Origin of the sequence: Arthrobacter sp. EPSL27, assembly GCF_001512305.1 — a bacterium.
Lineage (GTDB): Bacteria > Actinomycetota > Actinomycetes > Actinomycetales > Micrococcaceae > Arthrobacter.
The window spans coordinates 1,170,554-1,195,048 of sequence record NZ_LNUT01000004.1 but is presented as its reverse complement, the minus strand read 5'-3'; the positions used below and the strand labels follow the sequence as shown (position 1 = coordinate 1,195,048).

The window sequence follows — 24,495 nt, the reverse complement described above, 5'->3', positions numbered from 1 at the left end:
TCTGCCTGTACTTAATCGGCCTGTATTTGTTCGGCCTGTATTTAATCGGCCTGTATTTATTCGGCCTCCGGCCGGGGTGTTGCGAACACCGTGTTCAGGAAGATCGCCAGCGCGGTGGAAGCCGGCCAGATCGCGAGGACGGCCAGGGACCTGAGTGAGAAGGCGATGCTGGCACTGGCCGAGGTGTCCTCGGGTGTGCCCCAGACCAGGCCGCAGAGCACGCCGGTCCCCCAGGCGGCAAGGGTACCCAGCACCCCGGCGCCGACGGCGAGGAGCACGTCCCGCCCGGAGGGTTCGGAATGCTTGTTGCCGGAGGCGACTGCCCCGGAAATGCAGCCGGCGAGCAGGAACAGGGCGGCGAGCACAAGGTCCCGCGGCAGCCACCCTTCCGTGTTGCCGCCGCTGCGCAGGTCCGGATTCCCTGAGAGCAGGTTCAGGCCCGACGGCGCCAGGATCCACCACAGCAGCCCCACCACAATGCCGGAGGCGGCAATGACGGCCGCCTTCCGCCATGACACTGCAGGCGTCGCCGGCAGGCCGGTGGCCCCGTCCAGCCCGGCTTCGCGGTGGCCGTAGTGGCCGGGATGCAGGACCCCGTTCTGCCACTGGGGCCGGGAGCCGTCCTGCGGGGTGTCGTGCCGGAACTGGCCGTGTACTGCTGGCTGTGTCATGACACAAACCTTAACAACCTTTGTGCCTGCCTGGGACACGACGTCGGGCATGCCGCCGGGCGCCGGCAGGAGTCGGCGCGAAGGACGGCCCGCATAGCCGTCCGCATGACGGTGTGCGGCACGTGGATTCGGCCGGCCGCCGCAGGCGGAATACGCTGGCAGGATAAAAGCAACACACACCGGCAGCAGGGAGTTGGATCGCAGTGGCCACAGAGGACCAAGCCTTCGAAGGGACCTTCCGGGAGATGTTCCGCCGGCACGCGGCCGGAGTGGCGATCATCACCGCCAACTACAACGGTGTCCCTTACGGTTTCACCGCAACATCCGTGGCCTCGCTGTCAGCGAAGCCGCCGCGGTTCACCTTCAACATGGCCCGCACTTCCAGCTCCTGGCCGGCCGTGGCCAACACCACGTACATCGGCGTGCACATGCTGGGGCTGGAGAACCAGGCACTGGCCGACCGCTTCGCGCGGACCCGCGACCGGTTCGAGGGCGACCACTGGGCCCTGGGGTCCCACGACGTGCCGATCCTCAAAGACGTGGCCGGCTGGCTGATCGGCAAGGTCCAGATGCGGCTCTCGTTCGAGAACAACGCCGTCGTGGTGGTGGAGGTCGTGGAAGGCGAGGTGGGCCCCGACGGCGCTCCCCTGCTCTACCACGCCGGCTCCTACGGCCAGCCCGCACCCCTCGACTACGAGATCTGAGCCGCTCCCCCTCGCGGGGTCAGTTGTCCAGGCAGGTGGGGCCGAGGAGGACCTTCAGGTCACCGAACAGCGATGGGCTGGGGTTGACCCGCAGATGCACGGGCAGTCCCATGACCTCCACCCGGGAGTCGCCCTGCAGGTGCAGGCGCACCTCGGACTTGCCGCGGTGGGTCCGGAGCACGTCGCCGAGTTCGGTCACCACGGCCTCGGTGGCCTTGTGCGTGGCCATGGTGATCACCAGCGGGCCGCTCAGGCCCTCGCTGAGGTCCGGAACGGACAGTTCCATGCAGTTCAGGGCCACGGCGCCGTCGTCGCGGCGCTGCAGCCGGCCCTTGACCACAACGATCAGGTCCTCCGCGAGCACGGAGGCGATGGGGCCGTAGACCTGCCCGAAGAACATGACCTCGACTGATCCGCCCAGGTCTTCGATTTCCGCGCGGGCGTAGGCGTTGCCGCTGGCTTTGGCGATCCGGCGGCTGAGCGAGGTGATCATGCCGGCGATGGTGACAATGGCGCCGTCGTGCGGGCCGTCCTCGGCGATCAGGGACGTGATGGACTGGTCGGCGTGCTGGCTCAGCAGCCCCTCGAGGCCCTGGAGGGGGTGGTCCGAGACGTAGAGCCCCAGCATGTCCCGTTCGAAGGAGAGCTTGTCCTTCTTCTCCCATTCGGGAAGGTCCGGGATTTCGATGCTCAGCGACGCCTGGGATTCCTCCTCGTCGAACCCGGCGAAGAGATCGAACTGGCCGATCGCCTCGTTGCGCTTGAGGGTGATGACGGAGTCGATCGCTTCTTCGTGGATCATGGCGAGGGCGCGCCGGTGGTGGTTCAGCGAGTCGAAGGCGCCGGCCTTGATGAGGGACTCGATGGTGCGCTTGTTGCAGACGACGGCCGGGACCTTCATCAGGTAGTCCTTGAAGGACGTGTACGCGCCTTCCTTCTCGCGTGCGGCCACCATGGCTTCGACGGCGTTCACGCCGACGTTGCGGATGGCACCCATGCCGAAGCGGATGTCATTGCCCACCGGGGTGAAGTTCAGCGCGGACTCGTTGACGTCCGGCGGCAGCACCGTGATGCCCATGCGGCGGCATTCGTTGAGGTAGATCGCCGACTTGTCCTTGTCGTCGCCGACGCTGGTGAGCAGGGCCGCCATGTACTCCGGGGCGTAGTGGGCCTTGAGGTAGGCGGTCCAGTACGAGATCACGCCGTAGGCGGCCGAGTGCGCCTTGTTGAAGGCGTAGTCGGAGAACGGCAGCAGGATGTCCCAGAGGGTCTTGACCGCCTCAATGGAGTAGCCGTTGTCCTGCATGCCCTGGGAGAAGCCGGCGAACTGCTTGTCCAGCTCGGATTTCTTCTTCTTGCCCATGGCACGGCGCAGGATGTCGGCCTGGCCCAAGGTGTAGCCGGCGAGCTTCTGCGCCACCGCCATAACCTGCTCCTGGTACACGATCAGGCCGTAGGTGCCGCCGAGGATCTCGGCCAGCGGTTCCTCGAGTTCCGGGTGGATCGGGATGACTTCCTGGATGCCGTTCTTGCGCAGCGCGTAGTCGGTGTGGGCGTTGGCGCCCATCGGGCCGGGCCGGTACAGGGCCAGGACGGCGGAGATGTCCTCGAAGTTGTCAGGCTTCATGAGCTTCAGGAGCGACCGCATGGGCCCGCCGTCGAGCTGGAACACACCAAGGGTGTCGCCGCGGGCCAGCAGCTCGTACGAGGCGGCGTCGTCGAGGGCCAGGGACTCCAGGTCCAGGTCCACGCCGCGGTTCATCTTAATGTTCTCCAGGGCGTCGGAGATGATGGTCAGGTTCCGCAGGCCCAGGAAGTCCATCTTGATCAGGCCGAGGCCCTCGGACGTCGGGTAGTCGAACTGCGTGATGACCTGGCCGTCCTGGAAGCGGCGCATGATCGGGATGACGTCGATGATGGGGTCCGAGGACATGATGACGCCGGCCGCGTGGACACCCCACTGGCGCTTCAGGCCCTCAATGCCGAGGGCTGTTTCAAAGACCTTCGCGGCTTCCGGGTCGGTGGCGATCAGCTGCCGGAAGTCGGCGGCCTCGCTGTAGCGCTTGGAGTCCTTGTTCTGGATGTCCGCCAGCGGGATGTCCTTGGCCATCACGGCCGGCGGCAGGGCCTTGGTGAGCTGTTCGCCCATGCTGAACGGATAGCCCAGCACGCGGGAGGAGTCTTTCAGCGCCTGCTTGGTCTTGATGGTGCCGTAGGTGACGATCATGGCCACGCGTTCGTCGCCGTACTTGCGCGTGACGTAGTCGATTACCTCGGACCGGCGCCGGTCATCGAAGTCGACGTCGAAGTCGGGCATGGACACACGGTCCGGGTTGAGGAAGCGCTCGAAGATCAGGCCGTGGTGCAGCGGGTCGAGGTCGGTGATGCGCATGGCGTACGCCACCATGGAGCCGGCGCCCGAGCCTCGTCCGGGACCCACCCGGATGCCGTTGTTCTTGGCCCAGTTGATGAAGTCGGCCACCACCAGGAAGTAGCCCGGGAACCCCATGGAGTTGATGACGCCGAGTTCGTAGTCGGCCTGGGTGCGCACCTTGTCCGGGATGCCCTGGGGATAGCGGTAGCGGAGGCCCTTGTCGACTTCCTTGACCAGCCAGGACGTCTCGTCCTCCCCCTCCGGGCAGGGGAACCGGGGCATGTAGTTGGCGCCGGTGTTGAAGGAGACTTCGCAGCGTTCGGCGATCAGGAGCGTGTTGTCGCAGGCGTCGGGGTGGTCGCGGAAGAGCTCGCGCATCTCCTGCGGGGACTTCAGGTAGTAGCCGCTGCCGGAGAAGGCGAAGCGGGAGCCGCCGTTGTCATAGGTCGGCTCCAGCAGCGTGGAGCCGGACTGGATGGCCAGCAGGGCCTCGTGGGCCTTGGCGTCGTGCTCGTGGGTGTAGTGGAGGTCGTTGGTGGCCACCAGGGGCAGGTTCAGTTCCTTGGCCAGGCGCAGCAGGTCGCCGGTGACGCGCCGCTCAATGTCCAGGCCGTGGTCCATGAGTTCGCAGAAGTAGTTTTCGGCGCCGAAGATGTCCCGGAACTCGGCGGCCGCCTCCAGGGCCTCCCGGTACTGCCCCAGCCGCAGCCTGGTCTGGACTTCGCCGGACGGGCAGCCGGTGGTGGCGATGAGCCCCTCCGAGTAGGTGTTGAGCAGTTCCCGGTCTAGCCGGGGCCATTTGCCGAAGACCGAGTCCAGCGACGCGATCGAGGAGGCCCGGAACAGGTTCCGCATGCCCACGTTGTTGTAGCTCAGCAGCGTCATATGGGTGTACGAGCCGCCGCCGGAGATGTCGTCCTTGCGCTGGCTCTCCTCGCCCCAGCGGACGCGGGTCTTGTCCCCGCGGGCCGTGCCGGGGGTGACATAGGCCTCGACGCCGATGATGGGCTTGATCCCCTTGTCGGTGGCCCGCTTCCAGAAGTCGAAGGCCCCGAAGAGGTACCCGTGGTCCGTGGTGGCCAGGGCCGGCATGCCCAGGCGCTCCGTTTCGTCGAACAGCTCCCCCAGCCGGGCGGCGCCGTCCAACATGGAGTACTCGGTGTGGTTGTGGAGATGCACGAACGATGCGTTGCTGGAAGTCACCGAACCATTCTAGTGCCGCGCACCGACAGATCAGGCCTGCCCGGACTCCAGCACGTCGAGCGCGTAGCGGAGGTCCTGCGGGTACTCGCTGGTGACGGTGACCGGCTCCCCGGTCCGGGGGTGTGCGAAGGACAGCTTCCGGGCGTGCAGCCACTGGCGGGTGAGCCCCAGCGTGGCGGCAAGCCGGGGGTCGGCGCCGTAGGTCAGGTCGCCGGCGCACGGGTGCCGCAGCGCCGAGAAGTGGACCCGGATCTGGTGCGTGCGGCCGGTCTCAAGGTGGACCTCCACCAGCGAGGCCTTCCCGAACGCCTCAAGAACCTCGTAGTGCGTGATGGAGTCCCGGCCGTCCTCAATCACCGCGAACCGCCAGTCGTGGCCCGGGTGGCGGCCGATCGGCGCGTCGATGGTGCCCGCCAGCGGGTCCGGCAGGCCCTGGACCACCGCGTGGTAGACCTTGTCCACGGTGCGCTCCTTGAAGGCGCGCTTGAGGGCCGTGTAGGCCTCCTCCGTCTTGGCCACCACCATGACCCCGGAGGTGCCGACGTCGAGCCGGTGGACGATGCCCGCGCGCTCGGGCGAGCCGGAGGTGGAGATCCGGTAGCCGAGGCCGGCGAGGCCGCCCACGACCGTGGGGCCCACCCAGCCGGGCGAGGGATGCGCGGCCACACCGACGGGCTTGTCGATGACAACGAAGTCGTCATCGTCCAGCAGGATATTCAGGCCTTCCACTACTTCCTCCACAACTTCCAGGGGGTCCCGGCGGACCGGGACAACGACGTCGAGCACGGCGCCGGGGACAAGCTTGAGCGACTTCCCCACGGCTTTGCCGTTGCTGCTGACGTTGCCTTCGGCGATCAGCGTGGCGGCCTGGGAACGGGAAACGCCCATGAGCTTGGCCAGCCCCGCGTCCACCCGGGTGCCCGCGAGTTCCTCCGGCACCACAAAACTGTCCGGCGTGCCGCCAGTCGTGCTGTCCAGCGTGCTGTCCTCAGGAGTCATGCTTCACCGGCTCCTTCGTCAGGTGCGAGCCGTCCAGGGCAATGCCGCGCAGCGTCAGCAGGCAGATGATCACGACGGAGGACACGACGGCCGAGTCCGCAATGTTGAAGATGGCGAAGTTGGGCAGCTGGATGAAGTCCACCACGTGTCCCATGGCGAAGGACGGTTCGCGGAAGAGCCGGTCGGTGAGGTTGCCCAGCGCACCGCCGAGCAGCAGCCCCAGCGCCAGAGCCCACCAGACCGAGCCGAGCTTGCGCAGCTGCAGCAGGATCGCGATCGAGACGGCGGCCATGATGATGGTGAACACCCAGGTGACGTTCTCGCCAATGGAGAAGGCGGCGCCGGAGTTGCGGATGTAATACCAGTGCAGCAGCGGGGGCAGCACGGGGATCCGCTCCCCTTCGGTCATGGTGGCGGTCACCCACAGCTTGGTGAGCTGGTCGAAGGTGTAGGCGAACACGGCCAGGCCGAAGAACAAGGAGAGCAGCAGGGACCGCTTCGGCCGGGGCGTCAGGGGGGCCGACTCGGCGGACCCGGCGGGCCGGGCGGCGTCGGGTGAGGGTGCGTCAGTCATAAGGCTTTCGTTCACGGGCCAGTGCGGGCACTGGGGGCTGGATGCTTGGGCGCGGCCGCCGGCGGAACCTGCGGTTAATGCCGAAAGCCGGCGGCCGAGGAATCCTCAGCCACCGGCTTTCAGAATACTTGCTTTGGGGCTTAGCTGTTCGCTTCGACCTCAGGGGCTGCCACGGAGCCACGGGCGTCCAGGTCACGCAGCTGGCCTTCGATGTAGGCCTTCAGGCGTGAGCGGTAGTCGCGTTCGAAGCCGCGGAGCTGCTCCACCTTGCGTTCCAGGACGGAGCGCTGCTGCTCGAGGGCGCCGAGGATCTTGCGGGACTTCTCCTGCGCATCGTTGACGAGGCTGCTGGCTTCGATCTGCGCTTCGGCGATGATCTTGTCGCGCTGCTGCTCGCCGTCGGCGACGTGCTTGTCGTGCATCTGCTGCGCCATGGCGAGCAGGCCTGCAGCCGACTCGGCGGAGGGGGTCGCGGCGGCGCGTGCCGGGGCGGCTGCTGCCAGCTCGGCTTCCTTCTTCTTCGCAGCCTCGGCGGCCTTGGCTTCCTCAGCGGCCTTCGCCTCGGCTTCGGCCTTGGCGCGGTCTTCCTTCTCGGCCTTGACGGGTGCCGGAACCTTTTCCACGACCGGGGCCGCGGCGGCGGAGCTGGCAGGCGTGCCGGCGCCGGATTCGGCGAGCTTCTTGCGCAGCTCGTCGTTCTCCTGGTTCAGGCGTCGAAGTTCGACGACGATCTCGTCCAGGAAGTCATCAACTTCGTCCTGGTCGTAGCCTTCGCGGAACTTGGTCGGCTGAAAGCGCTTGTTGACAACGTCTTCTGGCGTCAAAGCCATCTGGTCACCTCGTTGGTCTAGTTAGTCAGTAGGCCTTCCGGCCGTCAAAACTACGGTACCTAAATATGGTCTGGTTCCTCTAATTCAACACCGCAGTGTCAAACCGGAGTTTCTATCTGTGCGGCGGCGGACACTGTCCGCTGCCTGGTTACGCCGTGATCGGCTGGGAGAGCACCATGAACTTGGCGACTGACATGGCGATCGTTACTGCCACAAACAGCAGCAGGAAGCCGAGGTCCAGGGAGATGCCCCCCAGCCGCAGCGGCGGAATGAGCCGCCGCAGCAGGTTGATGGGCTTGTCTGTGACCGAATACACGGTGTGGGCGGTGACCAGCGCCACGCCGCGCGGCCGCCAGCTCCGTGCGAACATCTGCACCCAGTCAAAGACCAGGCGGATGATGAGGGCAACCAGGAACAGCAGCAGGGCGATATAGACGAGTCCGAAAACAATTCCCATGAGTTAACTCATATCTCCATGTTCATTCCGGATACCGCAGTGTCCTCTTGATGGTTACGCCTCTATTTCAACACGGATAATTCAGCAGTGATGCCAGGCAGGGTGTCCCTGCCTGGCATCCCGGAAAAAATCCCGGCCTAGCTCTGGTTGAAGAAGCTTGCCGTTGTCTCGCTGGCTTTCTTGTCATCGCCAATGACTTCGACGTACGACGGCGAGAGCAGGAAGACCTTGTTCGTCACGCGTTCGATGCTCCCGCGCAGTCCGAAGACCAGCCCGGCGGAGAAGTCGACCAGCCGCTTGGCGTCCGCCTCGCCCATGTCGGTGACGTTCATGATGACGGGGATGCCGTCACGGAAGCTCTCGCCGATGAGCTTGGCATCGTTGTAGGACCGCGGGTGGATCGTGGTGATCTGGCGGAGTCCGGTCTGCTCGTCGCGGCTCGAGGCCGCTCGCTTGATGGGTGTCACAGGTGCGCGGTATTCCTCTTCAGCGGCGGAGGGCTCTTCCTTGGGGGCCTCGCGGACAGGCGCCGGTGCACGGCGCTCCTCGCGGTCATGCTCCATGGAATCGTCCTCGTCCTTGTGCGATGTTTGGTGCTCGGACTCATAGTGTTCGTCGCCGTCGGCGAGCCCAAGATAGATCATTGTCTTGCGCAGAGCGCCGGCCATGGTCGACTCCTAATCGTGTCCGTGGGCGGGCCGATCAATGCCTTCACAGCCTTGGAATCCCCGCCATTACCTTCCAATACGTTGAACCTACCCCAACGCCGGACGCGGACCGAGAATATCGGAACCAACGCGAAGGTGTGTCGCCCCGAACCGGATGGCCTGTTCCAGGTCCTGGCTCATGCCCGCGGAAATGCCCGTGGCGCCGGGATGGTCGGCGGTCAGCCGGGCCGACAGGCCGGCGAGTTTCTCGAAGGCGGGGCCGGGATCCGCGCCCAGGGGTGCCACAGCCATCAGCCCGGCGAGGCGCAGCCCCGCGGAGCCGGCCACCAGGTCGGCCAGTCCGGGGACCGCTTCCGGGGCGGCGCCGCCCCGGAGCCCGGCGGCGTCGTCGTCAGCGTCGTTGAGGTTTACCTGGATGAAGCAGTCCAGCGGCGCGCGTCCGGTGCGCTCCTGCTCGGCGGCCATGGCCTTCTCCAGCGCGGCGGCCAGCTGCGGGCGGTCCACGGAATGCACGGCGTGGGCATACTTCACCACGGATTTGGCCTTGTTGCTCTGGAGCTGGCCGATGAAGTGCCAGCGGAGATCGAGCCCCGGCAGTGCGGCGGCCTTGGCCGCGGCTTCCTGGTCCCGGTTCTCCCCCACATCGGTGACGCCGAGCGCGGCGAGCCGCCGGACGTCCTCGGCGGGGTGGAACTTGGTGACGACAATCAGCCGGGGCGGGCGCTCCTGCCGGCCCGCGGCACCGGCGGCACGGTCAATGCGCGCCCGGACGGCGGCAAGGGCTTCCCGGAGCTGGTCCAGCCGGGGGTCCGGCTGCGCGACGGCGGTCTGGTCTTCAGGCACGGGATGCTCCGTCCGGCTGTCCGGCGGGGGCTGGTTCAGCCGCTGTCCACACCAGTCCGGCGAAACGCCCGGTGCCCGGGTCCCGTCGGTACGAGAACAGCCGGGGGTCCTCCATCGTGCAGCCGCCGGTGTATTCGATCCGCACCCCGGCGTCTTGCAGCTGGCTGCGGACGGCTGCGGGCAGGTCCAGCCCGGGGGTGCCGCGGGAGGTGGTGCACCAGGCAGCGGGCACGCGGGCGGCCACGTCGTCGCGCATGGCGGCGGGGACTTCATAGCATTGTCCGCAAACCGACGGGCCGATCCAGGCACTGAGGCCGGTGGCGCCCAGGCCGCGCATCCGTGCCACGGCCGCCGGAACCACGCCGCTGGCGACGCCGGGGCGTCCGGCGTGGGCGACCGCCAGGACAGGGTTTTCCTCCCCGGCCCGTTCCCCGACCAGCACCACGGGAACACAGTCGGCCACCATAACGGCGAGGGGTTCGCCCAGGGAGACCATGGCGTCGGCGGTGGGAGCATCCGTACGGCCCACGCCAGCACCGGCGGCACCGATGCCCGCCACCTCGTTGCCGTGGACCTGGTTCATGTACTGGAAGGGCCTGCTGCCGAGTCCCAGCTCCGCTTCAATGCCCGCCCGCCGGTGCCGGACCGCCACCGGATCGTCGCCGACATGGAGCGCCAGGTTTCCGGCTGTGGCGTCGGTGAAAGCCACCCAGACGCCGGGCCGGACTTCCGCCCGCCACGAGAACACTTAATAACCCCACATCGTTGCCGGACTTGTTTGCAGAACTTAGATCCTACGAGAAAGCACCATGGCACTGCCATCCGGCAGTGCCATGGTGCTTTTCGCGGGCCTACTTGAGGAAGTCGGGGACGTCCAGGTCGTCGGAGTGGCGGCCGGACAGGTCCGGCTCCACAACCGAGGGCAGGTCGACGTCGAATCCGGAGTCAGCCGGGACGGCCGACGGGCGCTGCTGGCCCCATCCGCCATAGCCGGAGGCGCCGACCGTCGCGTGCAGGGGCTGGACCTGTGCCGAGGACGGCGCCTGGGCCGGGGCGGGGGCCGCCGCCGGCGCTGCGGGGCGCTGCGGCGCCGTCTGCGGCAGGGACTGGTCCATGGACGGGGACGTGGCCTTGACGTCGTCGAACCCGGCAGCGATCACGGTGACGCGGGCCTCGTCGCCGAGAGCGTCGTCGATGACCGCACCGAAGATGATGTTGGCCTCGGGGTGCGCGACTTCCTGGACGAGGCGGGCCGCCTCGTTGATTTCGAAGAGGCCGAGGTCCGAGCCGCCCTGGATGGACAGCAGGACGCCGTGGGCGCCGTCAATCGAGGCTTCCAGCAGCGGGGAGGCGATGGCCAGCTCCGCAGCCTTGACGGCGCGGTCCTCGCCGCGGGCGGAGCCGATGCCCATCAGGGCCGACCCTGCGCCCTGCATGACGGACTTGACGTCGGCAAAGTCGAGGTTGATCAGGCCCGGGGTGGTGATCAGGTCGGTGATGCCCTGGACGCCGGACAGCAGCACCTGGTCGGCGGAGCGGAACGCGTCCAGAACGGAGACGTTGCGGTCGCTGATGGACAGGAGCCTGTCGTTCGGGATGACGATCAGCGTGTCGACTTCATCGCGCAGGGCGTCGATGCCGGCCTCGGCGGAGCCTGCGCGGCGGCGGCCCTCGAAGGTGAACGGGCGGGTGACGACACCGATGGTCAGTGCGCCGAGGGAGCGGGCGATGCGCGCGACGACGGGGGCGCCGCCGGTGCCCGTGCCGCCGCCTTCGCCGGCGGTGACGAAGACCATGTCGGCGCCGCGGATGACCTCTTCGATTTCATCAGCGTGGTCCTCGGCGGCCTGACGGCCCACCTCGGGATTCGCACCGGCTCCCAGGCCGCGGGTCAGCTCGCGCCCGACGTCGAGCTTGACGTCGGCATCGCTCATCAGCAGCGCCTGCGCGTCGGTGTTGATGGCGATGAATTCAACGCCGCGCAGTCCCACCTCAATCATGCGGTTGACTGCGTTCACGCCACCGCCGCCGATGCCGACGACCTTGATGACGGCCAAGTAATTCTGCGGAGCTGCCACGTTACGTGTCCCTTGTTCGTGTACTAATGCGAAAACTGATGGAGTCGGACTTGAAGCTTTGAACCTTAACCTTCGACTTGAGGGTTATAGTTATGTCAAGTAACTCATGCTGTGACGCTATTTCCTTGTGTGATGACATTCAATAACCGAGTGCGCGTGTCGCGGTAATACCGCGAAAATAGCCGATGTTGCACACGCGGCGGCTAGCGGGTGACGGGGTGCCGCGGGACACTCACGTCGTAGATCCGGACCGGGTTCTTCGGGTCCGCCGGAGCTTTTAGCAGCGCCTCGAGGACCTTGGCCTTGAGCTCCTTCTCCCCCGCGTTGCCCCAGACGATCGTCTGGCCGTCGACGAGCTTGAGCTCGACGGCATCCACCGATTTCGCCGAGGCGTTGGAGAGCCGGGCGAGCACGTCGGCCGGCAGCGCCCCGAGCACGCCGGTGATGGCATGGAACAGGTCCTTGGGCAGGGTGCCGCCGCCGCCGTCGATGACCGGCAGCTGGGTCGAGTCCGGGTCGGCGTTGTCGCTGAGCTTGACGCCCTCGACGTCCACCAGCTGGTGCGCCTCCCCCTGTTTGACCAGGGCCACCGGCACGCGCTCGGTGACCTTGACCGCGAGGGTCGACGGCGGCCGGGCCTGCACGGTGACGTCCTTGACCTGGACCAGGGGCTGCAGGAGGGCTGCCACGTCGCCGTCGCCGATCTGCGGCAGGGGTTTGCCCTGCAGCGGCGCCAGGGCCTGCTGGACCTGGTCCTGGGTCAGGAGTTTTGTCCCCTCCACGGTGACGGTCTGCACCGCGAGGACCGGCGAGTAGACGGCTGCGGCGATGAGCGCGGCGACCACCGCCACCAGGGCGCCGACCGTGCCCTGAAGGATGCGCTTGCGGCGCTTGGCCTTCGGTTCGGGGAAGGACAGCACATTGTCCCGGGCACCGGCGGCAGGGCCGCCCGGAGGGCCCTGGGCGCCGCCGTCCTTGGACGCCGTGATGACGTCGGACGGCGGCTGGTTCCCGGACAGCTGCTTCCCGGGAGCCGGGTTTGCCGTCAGCTGGTTTCCCGGCGGGGGCAACGGGCGGCGCGCACCGGCCGTGTAGCTGGGGCGGCGGGTGCTAGGCACCGTCGGGTCCTTCATTCAGTGCTGCACCGTTCAATGAGGCACCGTTCAATGAGGCACCGTTCAGTGATGCCCCGTACGGTGATGAATCGTTCAGTGCGGCGACGATCAGGGGCCCGTAGGCGGTCACGTCGCCGGCGCCCACCGTGAGCACAATGTCCCCCGGCGCGGCGGCGGACACGATGGACTGCACGGCGTCCGCTCCGGCCGCGACCAGGCGGCCGCCGGCGCCCAGGTGCGCGGCGATCAGCCCGCTGGTGACTCCGGGGATGGGGTCCTCGCGGGCAGGGTAGATGTCCAGCACCAGGGCCGTGTCGGCCGTGTTGAGTGCCGCGGCGAACTCCTCGGCGAACTCGCGGGTCCGGGAGAACAGGTGCGGCTGGAAGAGCACGTGCAGTTGGTGTCCGCCGGCCACGGTCCGTGCCGCGGAGAGGGCGGCCCGCACTTCCGTGGGGTGGTGGGCATAGTCGTCGTAGACGCGGACGCCGCGGCCCTCGCCTTTGAATTCGAAGCGCCGGGATGCCCCGGTGAAATTGGCCAGGGCGCCGGCGGCCAGGGCCGGCTCGACCCCCAGCTCCAGGGCGACGGCGAACGCTGCGGCCGCGTTGAGGGCGTTGTGCCGGCCGGGGACGTGCAGGTCGAGGGGGAAGCGGCCTGCGGGGGTGGAGATCGAGACGTCGCCCGGGCCGCCGTCGTGCAGCACGAAGTCGGCGTCCGCGCCGGTGCCGTAGAGCACAACACGGGTGGTGCCCCGTTCGCGCGTCCGCAGTGCCAGCGCCTTGGCCCCGGGATCGTCCGCGCAGGCCACCAGCACACCGTCGGCCGGGAGCAGCGCCGTAAACCGGTCGAAGGACGCGTACACGGCCTCCGCGGTGCCGTAGAAGTCGAGGTGGTCCGGTTCAACGTTGGTCACCACGGCGATCTTCGGCCGGTAGTTCAGGAAGGAGCCGTCGGACTCGTCGGCTTCCGCGACGAAGACCGGCGAGGAGCCGCTGGCGGCGTTGACGCCCAGGGCCGGGACATTGGCGCCGATGGCGAACGAGGGGTCCATGCCGGCGCCCTGCAGGAGGACGGCGATCATGGATGTGGTGGTGGACTTGCCGTGCGTGCCGGCCACCGTCACCGCGGTGTCCTCGGCCATCACGGCGGCGAGGGCCTCGGACCGGTGGAGGACCGGGAGCCCGGCAGCCCGTGCCGCGGCCAGTTCGGGGTTGTCGGGGCGGATGGCGGAGCCCGCCACCACGGTCTGCGCGTCGCCGAGGTGCACCGCGTCGTAGCCGACGCAGATCCGCGCCCCGGCCGAGGCCAGGTCTGCCATGACCGGGAGGTCCTTGGCGTCGGAGCCGCTGACCGGCAGGCCGCGGGCCACCATGATCCGGGCCACGGCGGACATGCCGACGCCGCCGATGCCGATGAAATGCACCCGGCCCAGGGCTTCTGCGGCCGGTCCTGCGGCGGGAGTGTGCTGTTCTTCTGTCCGGGTCATTGCTCTACCGCTTCCTGCCGTGCTTGTCGGGTGTTCCGGCCGGTGCGGGCCGTGCCCCGTCGGAGGCCGCGGCCCCCAGGACAAGATCGGCCATCCGCCGGTCGGCGTCGCGGATGCCGAGGTGTTCGGCCGCGTCCGCCATGCGGGCGAGCCGGCCTGGGTCCTGCAGCAGGGGGATGATGTTCGCCCGGACCCAGTCCGGGGAGAACAGGCGGTCCTCCACGAGCAGGGCTGCACCGGCGTCGACGAGTCCGGCGGCGTTGAGCGCCTGTTCGCCGTTGCCGATCGGGAGCGGGACGAAGACCGCGGGGAGGCCGACGGCGGCCACCTCGCAGACGGTCGCGGCGCCGGAACGGGCCAGCAGCAGGTCGGCGGCGGCGTACACGGTTTCCATGCCGTCGACGTATTCGCGCTGCTGGTAGCCGGGGGCGGTGAGCGGTTTGCCGTCGGCGTCGTGCACGGCTTTGCCGCGTCCGGTGATGTGCAGCGTCTGGATGCCGGCCTCCGCCAGGAGGCCCACCGACGCGGCGATGGTGCGGTTGATGCTCTGGGCGCCGGAGGATCCGCCGGTCACAATCAGGGCCGGGCGGTCCGGATCCAGTCCGAGGGCTTCACGGGCGGCGGACCGCGCGGCGGCCCGGTCCAGGCCCGAGATCTCCTTGCGCATCGGCATGCCGACGTGGCGGGAGCCGCCCAGCCGGGTTGCCGCGAAGGCCACGGCCACCCGTCCGCCGAGGAGTGCCCCCACCCGGTTCGCCAGCCCCGGGCGGGTGTTCGCCTCGTGGATGACAATCGGGATCCTGCGGCACCGGGCGGCGAGGTACATCGGTGTGCACACGTAACCGCCGACGCCGACCAGGACGTCGGCGTGGGCGTCGTCAAGGATCACTCCTGCCTGCTTCACCGCGCCGGCCAGCCGTCCGGGCAGCCGGAGCAGGTCCATGGATGGGCGCCGCGGGAAAGGAACCCGGCTGATGGTGGCAAGGTCGACCCCGGCAGCCGGGACCAGCCGCGCCTCCATGCCTGCCGGGGTGCCCACGGCCAGCAGGCGCACTCCGGGGCGGGCCTCCCGGAGGGCGTTGGCGATGGCCAGGAGGGGGCTGATGTGCCCGGCTGTTCCGCCGCCGGCAAGGACGACAGACAAGGACGACTCGGTGTTCATGGGGGCTATCTGCGCTTTCGTGCGGGATTGCTGGGGGCGGGTGTTCTGGTTCCGGGCTTGCGGGGTGCCGGTGTTCCGGAGGCCGGTGTTTTGGGGGCTGGCTCGCCGGTTCCTGCTTTACCGGCTGGCGGCCTGGTGGTCTTGCTGCCGGCTGTCGTGCCGGCGCTCCCTGCCGCGGCGCGGGCCCGGTTCCGCTTCCGCAGGGATGCCGCCAGCCCGGCCGGGCCGAACCTGAACAGCCGCTTCGGCTGGAGGCCGGGCGCCATCTGGGCCCGCGCCAGGGACAGGACCACACCGATCGCGCACAGGGACATCAGCAGGGCGGAGCCGCCGTAGGAAATGAACGGCAGCGGGATGCCCACCACGGGTGCCAGGCCGGTGACCACTGCCATGTTGACGGTGGCCTGGCCCAGCAGCCACACCATGATGGTGCCGGCCAGGACGCGGTGGAACATGTCCTTCTGGGCCACCACCACGCGGTAGATGGCGGTGCCCAGGATGGCGAAGAGCACCAGCACCACGAACGTGCCGACGAGCCCGAGCTCCTCGCCGATGATGGCGAAGATGAAGTCGTTGTGGGCTTCCGGGATCCAGCTGTATTTCTGCCGGCTCTGGCCCAGCCCCACGCCGAACCATCCGCCCGAGGCCAGGCCGTACAGGCCGTTGGTGGACTGGTAGTTGACGTCGGAGCCGTCGGCACAGGTCTGGCCGGTCCAGGACAGGATGCGGCAGACGCGGTTGGGGCTGGTGATGGCCAGGACGGCCGTGCCCGCCGCGAGGACGATGCCGGCGATCCCGAACAGGTACAGCCGCACGCCGGCGAAGAACAGGGCGGCCGCCGTGATCATCATGACGATCATGGCGGTGCCGAGGTCGTTGCCCATCAGGATGAGCCCGATCACGCCGGCGGCGCCCGGGAGCACCACGGGAACCAGGGCGTGCCAGGTGTTGGACAGCAGCCTGGCCTTCCGGTCAAGGACTGTGGCCATCCACAGGGCAAGGGCGAGCTTCGCCGCCTCGGACGGCTGGAACGTGAAGGGCCCGACGTCGATCCAGTTCTGGTTTCCGAGGGCGCTGCGGCCGACCAGCAGCACCAGCACCAGCAGGACGAACGCGGCAAGGATCGCCACCCACGCGCCGCGCTTGAGCCACACCACGTTGACCCGGGAGAGCAGGAACATGCCGAAGACGCCGATCCCGGCGAACATCCCCTGTTTCAGGGCGGCCGAGTAGGGCGATTCCCCGGCGGCGATGGCCTCGACGCTGGACGCGGAGAGCACCATCATGATGCCGATCGCCGTCAGGGCAAGGGTGGAGCCCAGGATGAGGTAGTAGGTGGAGCCGTTGCGGGACTTGCCCGTCCCCTCGAGGGCGGACCAGAAGCCCTGGTACCAGCCCCGGACCTTCCGGCCGGCGGCCTGCGGGCCCCGCGCTGCCGGGGGTGCCGGTTTCGCGGGAGGCGTTGCGCCTGAACGCGTCGACGACCCCGGCGCGGCGCGCGTGCCCGCGGCGGTACGTGTGGGCGTGCTGACCATCGTTACTCCTTGCTGGTCGAAGCCTGCCCTTCCACGAGCTCGCGGACCGCTTCGATGAAGGCGTCGCCACGGTGAGCGTAGGAAGAGAACTGGTCCATGGATGCAGCCGCCGGGGCCAGGAGCACAGTGTCCCCGGACGCGGCGAGCTGCGCCGCCGCAGCAACGGCCTGGGCCATCACAGTCTCACCGAAAATCGGCGAGGGTCCTGCGCCGGCGTCGGCCGTCCCGGCAGTCTGTACCCCTCCAGTTTCGCCTTTCCCCTCCCCGATCACGGGGACATCGGGCGCGTGTCGCTGCAGCGCGGCCCGCAGGTCCCCGGAGTCCGTGCCGATCAGCACCACGGCCTTGAGCCGCTTCGCGTGGTCCTGGACCAGCGCGTCGTAGTTCACGCCCTTGGACAGCCCGCCGGCGATCCACACGACGTTCTCGAAGGCGGAGAGGGACGCTGCGGCCGCATGCGGGTTGGTGGCTTTGGAGTCGTTGACCCAGAGGATGTCGTTGTGCCTGGCGACCAGCTGGATGCGGTGGTCCCCCGGCAGGTAGTTCAGGAGGCCTTTGCGGACGTCGGCGGGCTCGACGCCGTAGGCCCGGACCAGGGCTGCCGCGGCCAGGGCGTTGGCCACCATGTGGCGCGGAGCCACCGGGCCGAGGTCCGAAATGGACGCCAGTTCGGCGGCGCTGTCCTTGCGCTCGGCGATGAAGGCGCGGTCCACCAGGAGGCCCTCCACAACCCCGAGCATGCTGACGGCGGGCGTGACCGTGGTGAAGGCCACCGCGCGGCAGCCTTCGACGACGTCGGCTTCCTCGACCATGCGTTCGGTTTCGATCTGCTCTGCGTTGTAGATGCAGGCCTTCTGGGTGCGTTCGTAGACCTTGGCCTTGTCCGCGAGGTACGACGCGTAGGAGCCGTGCCAGTCGACATGATCCTCGGCGACGTTGAGGCAGACGCTTGCCACCGGGGAGACGGAGTCGCTCCAGTGCAGCTGGAAGCTGGAGAGCTCGACGGCGAAGACGTCGTAGTCCACCGGGTCCCGCAGGGCGTCCAGGATCGGGGTGCCGACGTTGCCGACTGCGATGGCTTTGAGCCCCGCCGCCTGCAGCATCGATTCGGTCAGCCCTACAGTCGTGGTTTTTCCGTTGGTCCCGGTGATGGTGAGCCAGTCGGCGGTCTTGCGGCCCGCCCGCTGCCGGACCCGCCAGGCCAGTTCCACATCGCCCCAGATGGGGATGTGGGCGCGGGCCGCGGCGGCCAGCAGGGACTGGTCCGGACGCCAGCCCGGGGACGTGACGATCAGGTCAGGCTTGCCGCCGTCGACCTTGGGAACGGTTTCCACGGCGTCCTCGCCCAGCAGCACGTCGGCGGCGCCGACGATCCGCAGGGTGTCGGCCTGGGCCTGCGCCCTGGAACCCGTGGCGGCGTCCACGACGACCACCCGGGCGCCGAGTTCGATCAGGGTGTCCGCGGCGGCGAAGCCGGAGACCCCGATGCCGGTGACCACCACGCGGAGCCCGGCCCAGTCTGAGTCCCAGGTGGTCAGGTCGCGGAGCCGGGGTGAGGTGGTGAGGGGTGCGGGAATCGGACCAGTCACAGCAGTACCACCCATTCGGCGTAGAAGATGCCCAGTCCGGCGGCGACGAACAGGCCGCAGAGGATCCAGAAGCGGACCACCACCGTGACCTCGGCCCAGCCCTTGAGCTCAAAGTGGTGCTGGAGCGGGGCCATCTTGAAGAAGCGCTTGCCCTTGGTGAGCTTGAAGTAGCCGACCTGGATGATCACCGAGAGGGTGATCAGGACGAAGAGGCCGCCGATGAAGGCCAGCAGCAGCTCGGTCCGGGACAGGATCGCGAAGCCGGCGACGGCGCCGCCGATGGCGAGGGATCCGGTGTCGCCCATGAAGATCTTGGCCGGGGACGTGTTCCACCACAGGAAGCCCACCAGCGCCGCGCTGAGGATGGCGGCGAGCAGGGCCAGGTCCAGCGGGTCACGGACGGTGTAGCAGCCGGCGCCGGCCTGCCGCGGCGAACCGCAGGACTGGTTGGACTGCCAGATGCCCATCAGCGTGTAGGCGCCGAAGACCATGATCGAGGCGCCCGCGGCGAGGCCGTCGAGGCCGTCCGTGAGGTTCACGCCGTTGGTGGCGGCGGTGATGATCAGGTTCGACCACAGCACAAAGAGGATGGCGCCCAGCAGGGTGCCGGCGAAGGCCAGGTTCAGCCACGGGATGTCGCGGACCAGGGAAATCTGGTAGGAGGCGGGCGTCACCTGGTTCTCGTCCGGGAACTGCAGGGCAAGGACCGCGAAGATGATGCCCACCGCGGCCTGCAGGATCAGCTTGGCCTTGGCGTTCAGGCCGAGGCTGCGCTGCCGGGAGATCTTGATGAAGTCATCCAGGAAGCCGACAAGGCCCATGCCGACCATCAGGAACAGCAGCAGCAGGGCCGAGGCGGACGGGCCCGGCGAGGACGGATTGATCATCCACATGACCAGGTGCGTGATGCCGTAGCTCGCGAGCACTGCCAGGACGACGACGGTGCCACCCATGGTGGGGGTGCCGCGCTTGGTGTGGTGCGTGGTGGGTCCGTCGTCCCGGATGAACTGGCCGTAGCCCTTCCGGACCAGGAAACGGATGAAGAGCGGGGTGCCCAGGAAGGCGAACAGCAGGGCAAGGCCCGCGCCCATCAGCAGTGCAATCACAGCAGCGCACTCCCTTCAGAGGCGGTCCGGCCGGGGGCCTGTGGGGGTAATGCTATCCGATCGCCCAGATGGCGCAGGCCGATGCCGTTGGAGGACTTGAAAAGCACCAGGTCCCCGGGCTCCAGCTCTGCCTGCAGCAGGTCATAGGCTTCCTCGACGGTCTCGGCGAAAACGCATTCGTTGCCCCAGGACCCCTCGTTGACGGCGGAGACGTAGAGCGAACGCGCCTCCCTGCCCACAACGACCAGCCGGGAGATGTTGAGCCGGACCACCTGGGTGCCGACCGCCATGTGTTCGCGGATGGAGTCCTCGCCCAGTTCGAGCATGGCGCCCAGCACGGCCCAGGTCCGGCGGCCCCTGCCGAGGTCGGCGAGGGTGCGCAGCGCGGCGCGCATGGACTCCGGGTTGGCGTTGTACGCGTCGTTGATGATGGTGACGCCGTCGGCCCGCTCGGTGCGTTCCATCCGCCAGCGGCTGGCCGCCGCCTGGGTGCTGAGGGACCCGGCGATGCGGTCCGCCGGGACGCCGGCGGCATGGGCCGCACCCGCCGCTGCCAGCAGGTTGGTGACGTGGTGGGCGCCGATCAGCTTGGCTGAGACGTGGTGCCCGGCGGGGTCGCCGGGCAGGAAAAGGTCGAATTCGGGGTTCCCGCCGGGGGTCAGCCCGACGTTTTCAGCGCGGACCAGCTGTGCTGTTCCGTCCTGTGCTGTCCCGTCCACCGCGGCCCGGGCCGTGCAGCCGAGTACGGTGGCGCGGGTGCGCCCGGCCATGGTGGCGACCCGGGCGTCGTCGAGGTTGAGGACGGCGGTGCCGGTGGCCGGGAGCGCCTCGACGAGTTCGCCCTTGGCCAGGGCGATGTTCTCGACGCCGCCGAATTCGCCGGCGTGCGCCGTGCCGACGCACAGGACTACGCCAATGTCCGGCCGGACCATGTCCGCGAGGTAGCTGATGTGTCCCACGCCCGTGGCGCCCATCTCGATGACGAGGTAGCGGGTGTCGGTGCCGGCCTTGAAGACGGTCAGCGGCACGCCGACCTCGCCGTTGTAGGACCCCTGCGGCGAGACCGTCGGGCCCTCCGCCGCGAGGATCCCGGCCAGCAGGTCCTTGGTGGTGGTCTTGCCGGCGGACCCGGTGATGCCGATCACCGTCAACGGCTGGCCGGCGGCGTCGCGGGCCGCGCGGATGCGCCGGACCGTTTCGGCGGCGAGGGCGCCCATCGCCAGGACGGAGTCCTGGACGACGACGGCGGGGTAGTTGCGCCCCGCGGCGTCGGCGACGTCGTGTTCGACAAGTGCCAGCACGGCTCCGCGGTCGAACGCTGCGGCGACGAAGTCGTGGCCGTCGGCCGTCTCCCCCGGCTTGGCGACGTAGAGGGATCCCGGGGTCGCTTCCCGGGAGTCGGTCACCACGGAACCGGGGATGATGCCCGGTTCGGCGGCCAGCCGGCCGTTGGTTATATCGGCGATTTCCGCCGCGGTAAATGCAATCATGTCGGTTTAGGACTCTATCCGCTGGTCTTCGAGAACGGTGAATCCCCGAGCTGTCAAGGCAGAGCGGAGCTCCACCCTGTCGTCGAGGGCGAGGTTGACGCCCTTGACCTCTTGCCATACTTCGTGCCCCCGGCCCGCGACCAGGATGGTGTCTGCCGGGCCGGCGAGTTCCACGGCCTTCCGGATGGCCGCGTCGCGCGGGAACACCTCGAGGATGGTGCAGGCCAGGTGCTCACGCTCCCGGGCTTCAACCGCGCCGGCCATGACGTCCGCGCGGATGGCCGCGGCGTCCTCGTCGTGCGGGTCGTCGTCGCTGACGATGACGGTGTCCGCGAGGCGGGCGGCGATAGCGCCCATCGCGGGCCGCTTGAGCTGGTCCCGCTGCCCGGTGGCGCCAAAGACAATGATCACCCGGGACCCGGCCTCCGGCGACCGGACCGCTTCGAGGGCCCGTGCCAATGCGTCCGGGTTGTGGGCGAAGTCCACCACGGCGGCCGGGGCGGTGGCCACGAGCTGCATGCGGCCCGGGACGGCGACCGTGAACGGGTCCCGCGCGTCGAGGGCCGCCTGGACGGCGGCCGGATCGTGGCCGGCCGCGAGGACCATAACGGTGGCCAGCGCCGCGTTGGCCACGTTGAAGCTTCCGGGCAGCCCGGTGTGGGCGCGGAGTTCGGTGCCGTCGCGGTGGCGGAGGGTGAAGTCCGTGCCGAGCCCGCGTGCGGCCGTGCCGGTGACGGTCCAGTCGGCCGCTGCAGCCGCCCCGTCCGTCCCGCCGGTGCTGTGGGTGGCCAGCGTCGTGACCGGGATGCCGGCGGTGCCGGCGAGCCTGACGCCCCAGTCGTCGTCGACCGTCACAACGGCCCGGCGGGCCCGTCCGGGGGTAAAGAGCTGCGCCTTGGTCTGGAAGTACTCGTCCATGCTGCCGTGCAGGTCCAGGTGGTCTTGTGTCAGGTTGGTGAAGCCGGCGACGTCGAACTCGACCCCGTCCACCCGGTGGAACGAGATGGCGTGCGAGGAGACCTCCATGGACGCCGCGTCGAGGCCGCGTTCACGCATCAGGGCCAGCAGGGCGTGGACGTCCGTCGACTCCGGCGTGGTGAGCAGGCTCGGGATCGGCGCACCGCCGGCCAGGATCTCGATGGTGCCGATCAGGCCCGTCGTCTGCCCCAGGGCCTGCAGCAGGGAGTTGATGAAGTAGGTGGTGGTGGTCTTGCCGTTGGTTCCGGTCACGCCGTACAGGGCGGGCGCCGGTGCGTCCTGGGGCCGGCTCCGGTAGATCAGCGCGGACAGCCCGCCCACCAGGGCCCGGGGTTCCTCGGCCACCAGGACCGGCACCGCGATGTCATGGGAGAACGCCAGCAGGCGTGCCCCGGCCTCGTCGGTCAGCACAGCGGCCGCGCCGGCCTCCACAGCCTGCGGGACAAAGTCCGCGCCATGGCGGGTCGCGCCGGGCAGGGCGACGTACAGGTCCCCGGCCTCAACGGTGCGGGAGTTGAGGGAGATGCCGGTGACGCTCACGGAACCGGAGGCCCCGGGCACCACGACGCCGATCGACTCGCCGATGGTTGGAAGCGGCACGGCCTCGACAGCAGCAGGCCGGAAGCCCGGGGTGGACCCGGTCCCGGACGGCGCGGCTGGACCGCCGGGGGCATTCTGATCTGACACGTGGATCTCCGTTGGTGGTGCTGGTGGATCTGGCGCCGCGCGCGGAGGATTGCTCCGGCCGGCAGGCTCAGCTTCCGGGTACAGGTTTCGTGGTGGACGGGCTGGTACTGGGTGGTGCTGGTTCTGGCGCTGGTGCTACTTGGCGTACTGCGGCAGCCGGACGGGCTCACCGGTGGACGGCGGAACGTTGTACGTCCGCAGCGCCTGGCTCATCACCGACCGGAAAACCGGCCCGTTCGAGATGCCATAGATATCGCCTTTAGGCCGTTGCAGGACCACTTCAACAATAAACCGCGGATCGTCCATCGGCGCCATCCCCACCATGGAGGCGGTGAAGCCGCAGAACCCGGCAGTGCCGTCGTCGCAGGGCGACTGTGACGTGCCGGTCTTCGCCCCCACCCGGTAGCCGTCGAGTCCGGCTTCCTTGATCTGGCCTTCGGTGACGGCGCTCTCCAGGATGTCCCGGACCTGGCGGGCGGTTTCCGGGGAAACGATCTCGCGGGGCTCCTTCGCCGGGACCTTCTCCTCCGTGCCGTCCGGGTTGAGGTAGCTGTCGATCAGCCGGGGCTGGAGCATCACGCCGTTGTTGCCGATGCTTTGGAAGGCCCGGACGGTCTGGAGGGTGGACTGCGAGACGCCCTGGCCGAACAGCACGGTGTACTCCTGCCGGCCGTCCCATTGCTCATAGGGGGTGAGAATGCCCTTGGCCTGGGCCGGGAGGCCGACGTCGGGCGCCTCTCCGATGCCGAACTTCCGCAGCCAGTTGTAGCGCTGCTCCTTGGTGAGCCGCTGGCCGGCCATCACGGTGCCGGTGTTCATCGACCAGCCGAGGATGCCGGCCAGGGTGCGGTCCTCCGTCCCGTGCGCGAAGGCGTCGTTGAACGTCTGCCCGTCCACCGTGTAGGAGGACGGGATGGTGAACTTCTCCAGCGGGTGCGACTTGCCTTCCTCGATCAGGGCCGCCGCCGTGATCATCTTCTCCACGGAGCCGGGCTCGTAGGCTGCGGTCACGGCGCGCACGCCGCGGTCCTTCGCATCGGACTTGCCGGGATCGTTGGGGTCCGGAGAGTTGGTGTCCGCCATGGCGACGATGTCGCCGGTCTTGATGTCCTGGACGATCACCACGCCCCACTCGGCGCTGAGTTTGTCCCGCTGGCTCTGGATGGCCTGCTGGGCGAAGTACTGGAGATCGGAGTTCAGGGTGAGCTTGATGTCCTTGCCGTTGACAGCCGGGGTCAGCTGGTCCACTCCGACCGGGATGCGGAGGCCGTCAGCCCCGATTTCAAACAGCCGCTTGCCCGGGGTCCCTTTGAGGATCTCGTCCTGGGTCTGCTCCAGCCCGGCCTGGCCGGTGGTGCCGTCGACCAGGAACCCGACGATCCCGCCGGCCACCGAGCCGTTGGGGTACACCCGCTTGCTGGTGCCCACCGTGACGATCCCCGGAATCTGCAGTTTGGAGATGCGGTCCTCGACGTCGGGCTTCAGGTCCTTCGCCACGATGTAGTACGGCTTGTCCCCGGTGAGGGCCTTCTTGACCGCGGCCGTATCCATGCCAAGCAGCGGGGCGAGTTCGGAGATGCCCTGGTCCCGGGTGACCTTGACCAGTTCCTCCGTGCTCTCATCGAAACGGCGGAACGTGTCGGTCTTGGTGTTGACCCGCTGGTCGACCACCACGTTGTAGCGGATGACGCTGCTGGCCAGCACCGCGCCGTTGGCGTCGAGGATGCTGCCGCGTTCCGCCGGCAGTTCAATCGGGGTGAGCCTGTTCTGCAGGGCGGCCTCGGCCATCCCGCCGACGTCGAGGCCCTGGACCAGGAACAGCTTCCCGCCGACGACGAGCAGCAGCGTCAGCATGAGTCCAAGGCCGAGGCGCAGACGCCGGGTCGCGTTCGGCTCTTTCGCCTTGCGTGCCTTGCCGGTGTTCTGCGCCACGATGTTTCCTTGCT

20 protein-coding genes are annotated in these 24,495 nt (G+C 68.6%); 1 reads left to right on the top strand and 19 read right to left on the bottom strand.

Features of this window, described 5'->3' with window-relative positions; genetic code table 11:
* Positions 1-56: 56 nt before the first annotated feature.
* Positions 57-671: a hypothetical protein gene (locus AR539_RS10015; protein WP_197410590.1), complete on the bottom strand. Its 615-nt coding sequence runs from the start codon at positions 669-671 to the stop codon at positions 57-59.
* Positions 672-916: 245 nt separating this feature from the next.
* Here AR539_RS10015 and AR539_RS10010 point away from each other — a divergent pair, with 245 nt between their 5' ends.
* Positions 917-1,375, top strand: coding sequence for a flavin reductase family protein (locus tag AR539_RS10010; RefSeq protein ID WP_157361000.1), 459 nt, complete (start codon positions 917-919; stop codon positions 1,373-1,375).
* A gap of 19 nt (positions 1,376-1,394) precedes the next feature.
* On the opposite strand, the gene dnaE is transcribed toward AR539_RS10010, so the two are convergent.
* The 18 genes from dnaE to AR539_RS09920 form a co-directional block, all read right to left on the bottom strand.
* A complete protein-coding gene (gene dnaE, locus AR539_RS10005; RefSeq protein ID WP_066435633.1) occupies positions 1,395-4,952 on the bottom strand; it encodes a DNA polymerase III subunit alpha in 3,558 nt (1,185 codons plus the stop codon).
* A 30-nt stretch (positions 4,953-4,982) separates the two neighbouring features.
* Positions 4,983-5,951, bottom strand: coding sequence for an RluA family pseudouridine synthase (locus AR539_RS10000; RefSeq protein WP_066435630.1), 969 nt, complete (start codon positions 5,949-5,951; stop codon positions 4,983-4,985).
* Positions 5,941-6,525, bottom strand: coding sequence for a signal peptidase II (gene lspA / locus AR539_RS09995; RefSeq protein ID WP_066435628.1), 585 nt, complete (start codon positions 6,523-6,525; stop codon positions 5,941-5,943). Before lspA ends, AR539_RS10000 begins: the two co-directional genes overlap by 11 nt.
* A gap of 140 nt (positions 6,526-6,665) precedes the next feature.
* Positions 6,666-7,355 carry a DivIVA domain-containing protein gene (locus tag AR539_RS09990; RefSeq protein ID WP_066435626.1) on the bottom strand — a complete coding sequence of 230 codons (690 nt, stop codon included), beginning with the start codon at positions 7,353-7,355 and terminating at the stop codon, positions 6,666-6,668.
* A 148-nt stretch (positions 7,356-7,503) separates the two neighbouring features.
* Complete coding sequence (locus tag AR539_RS09985; protein WP_066435623.1) at positions 7,504-7,812, bottom strand: YggT family protein; 309 nt, start codon at positions 7,810-7,812, stop codon at positions 7,504-7,506.
* 137 nt (positions 7,813-7,949) lie between these two features.
* Positions 7,950-8,480: a cell division protein SepF gene (locus AR539_RS09980; protein ID WP_066435620.1), complete on the bottom strand. Its 531-nt coding sequence runs from the start codon at positions 8,478-8,480 to the stop codon at positions 7,950-7,952.
* Positions 8,481-8,567: 87 nt separating this feature from the next.
* Complete coding sequence (locus tag AR539_RS09975; RefSeq protein ID WP_066435617.1) at positions 8,568-9,323, bottom strand: YggS family pyridoxal phosphate-dependent enzyme; 756 nt, start codon at positions 9,321-9,323, stop codon at positions 8,568-8,570.
* Entirely contained in the window at positions 9,316-10,071 is a 756-nt protein-coding gene (locus AR539_RS09970) for a polyphenol oxidase family protein (RefSeq protein WP_066435614.1), read from the bottom strand. Before AR539_RS09970 ends, AR539_RS09975 begins: the two co-directional genes overlap by 8 nt.
* Before the next feature lie 103 nt (positions 10,072-10,174).
* The gene (gene ftsZ / locus AR539_RS09965; RefSeq protein WP_066435606.1) at positions 10,175-11,401 is read right to left on the bottom strand and encodes a cell division protein FtsZ; all 1,227 of its coding nucleotides are present in this window, start codon (positions 11,399-11,401) and stop codon (positions 10,175-10,177) included.
* A gap of 203 nt (positions 11,402-11,604) precedes the next feature.
* Positions 11,605-12,519: a cell division protein FtsQ/DivIB gene (locus AR539_RS09960; protein WP_066436450.1), complete on the bottom strand. Its 915-nt coding sequence runs from the start codon at positions 12,517-12,519 to the stop codon at positions 11,605-11,607.
* Positions 12,512-14,002 carry a UDP-N-acetylmuramate--L-alanine ligase gene (gene murC / locus AR539_RS09955; protein ID WP_082699289.1) on the bottom strand — a complete coding sequence of 497 codons (1,491 nt, stop codon included), beginning with the start codon at positions 14,000-14,002 and terminating at the stop codon, positions 12,512-12,514. Before murC ends, AR539_RS09960 begins: the two co-directional genes overlap by 8 nt.
* A gap of 4 nt (positions 14,003-14,006) precedes the next feature.
* A complete protein-coding gene (gene murG, locus AR539_RS09950; RefSeq protein WP_066435603.1) occupies positions 14,007-15,164 on the bottom strand; it encodes an undecaprenyldiphospho-muramoylpentapeptide beta-N-acetylglucosaminyltransferase in 1,158 nt (385 codons plus the stop codon).
* A 5-nt stretch (positions 15,165-15,169) separates the two neighbouring features.
* Positions 15,170-16,699 (bottom strand): putative lipid II flippase FtsW, encoded by a 1,530-nt coding sequence (gene ftsW, locus AR539_RS09945; protein ID WP_066435600.1) that lies wholly within the window; start codon positions 16,697-16,699, stop codon positions 15,170-15,172.
* Positions 16,700-16,701: 2 nt separating this feature from the next.
* Complete coding sequence (murD, locus tag AR539_RS09940) at positions 16,702-18,303, bottom strand: UDP-N-acetylmuramoyl-L-alanine--D-glutamate ligase (protein WP_066435593.1); 1,602 nt, start codon at positions 18,301-18,303, stop codon at positions 16,702-16,704.
* Positions 18,285-19,394, bottom strand: a complete 1,110-nt coding sequence (mraY, locus tag AR539_RS09935) for a phospho-N-acetylmuramoyl-pentapeptide-transferase (protein WP_066435588.1) — start codon at positions 19,392-19,394, stop codon at positions 18,285-18,287. The genes murD and mraY overlap by 19 nt, the downstream gene beginning before the upstream one ends.
* Complete coding sequence (locus AR539_RS09930) at positions 19,391-20,884, bottom strand: UDP-N-acetylmuramoyl-tripeptide--D-alanyl-D-alanine ligase (protein ID WP_066435586.1); 1,494 nt, start codon at positions 20,882-20,884, stop codon at positions 19,391-19,393. Before AR539_RS09930 ends, mraY begins: the two co-directional genes overlap by 4 nt.
* Before the next feature lie 6 nt (positions 20,885-20,890).
* Positions 20,891-22,549: a UDP-N-acetylmuramoyl-L-alanyl-D-glutamate--2,6-diaminopimelate ligase gene (locus tag AR539_RS09925; protein ID WP_066435578.1), complete on the bottom strand. Its 1,659-nt coding sequence runs from the start codon at positions 22,547-22,549 to the stop codon at positions 20,891-20,893.
* Between the two features lie 135 nt (positions 22,550-22,684).
* Positions 22,685-24,481, bottom strand: a complete 1,797-nt coding sequence (locus AR539_RS09920) for a peptidoglycan D,D-transpeptidase FtsI family protein (protein ID WP_066435575.1) — start codon at positions 24,479-24,481, stop codon at positions 22,685-22,687.
* Between the last annotated feature and the right edge of the window lie 14 nt (positions 24,482-24,495).

Excerpts from the sequence above, each read along its gene's own strand:
- AR539_RS09980 (WP_066435620.1), bottom strand. The coding sequence starts at position 8,480 with ATGGCCGGCGCTCTGCGCAAGACAATGATCTATCTTGGGCTCGCCGAC.
- AR539_RS10010 (WP_157361000.1), top strand. The coding sequence starts at position 917 with ATGTTCCGCCGGCACGCGGCCGGAGTGGCGATCATCACCGCCAACTAC.
- AR539_RS09990 (WP_066435626.1), bottom strand. The coding sequence starts at position 7,355 with ATGGCTTTGACGCCAGAAGACGTTGTCAACAAGCGCTTTCAGCCGACC.
- lspA (WP_066435628.1), bottom strand. The coding sequence starts at position 6,525 with ATGACTGACGCACCCTCACCCGACGCCGCCCGGCCCGCCGGGTCCGCC.
- AR539_RS10000 (WP_066435630.1), bottom strand. The coding sequence starts at position 5,951 with ATGACTCCTGAGGACAGCACGCTGGACAGCACGACTGGCGGCACGCCG.
- ftsW (WP_066435600.1), bottom strand. The coding sequence starts at position 16,699 with ATGGTCAGCACGCCCACACGTACCGCCGCGGGCACGCGCGCCGCGCCG.
- AR539_RS10015 (WP_197410590.1), bottom strand. The coding sequence starts at position 671 with ATGACACAGCCAGCAGTACACGGCCAGTTCCGGCACGACACCCCGCAG.
- murC (WP_082699289.1), bottom strand. The coding sequence starts at position 14,002 with ATGACCCGGACAGAAGAACAGCACACTCCCGCCGCAGGACCGGCCGCA.
- murG (WP_066435603.1), bottom strand. The coding sequence starts at position 15,164 with ATGAACACCGAGTCGTCCTTGTCTGTCGTCCTTGCCGGCGGCGGAACA.
- murD (WP_066435593.1), bottom strand. The coding sequence starts at position 18,303 with ATGGGTGGTACTGCTGTGACTGGTCCGATTCCCGCACCCCTCACCACC.
- AR539_RS09985 (WP_066435623.1), bottom strand. The coding sequence starts at position 7,812 with ATGGGAATTGTTTTCGGACTCGTCTATATCGCCCTGCTGCTGTTCCTG.
- AR539_RS09930 (WP_066435586.1), bottom strand. The coding sequence starts at position 20,884 with ATGATTGCATTTACCGCGGCGGAAATCGCCGATATAACCAACGGCCGG.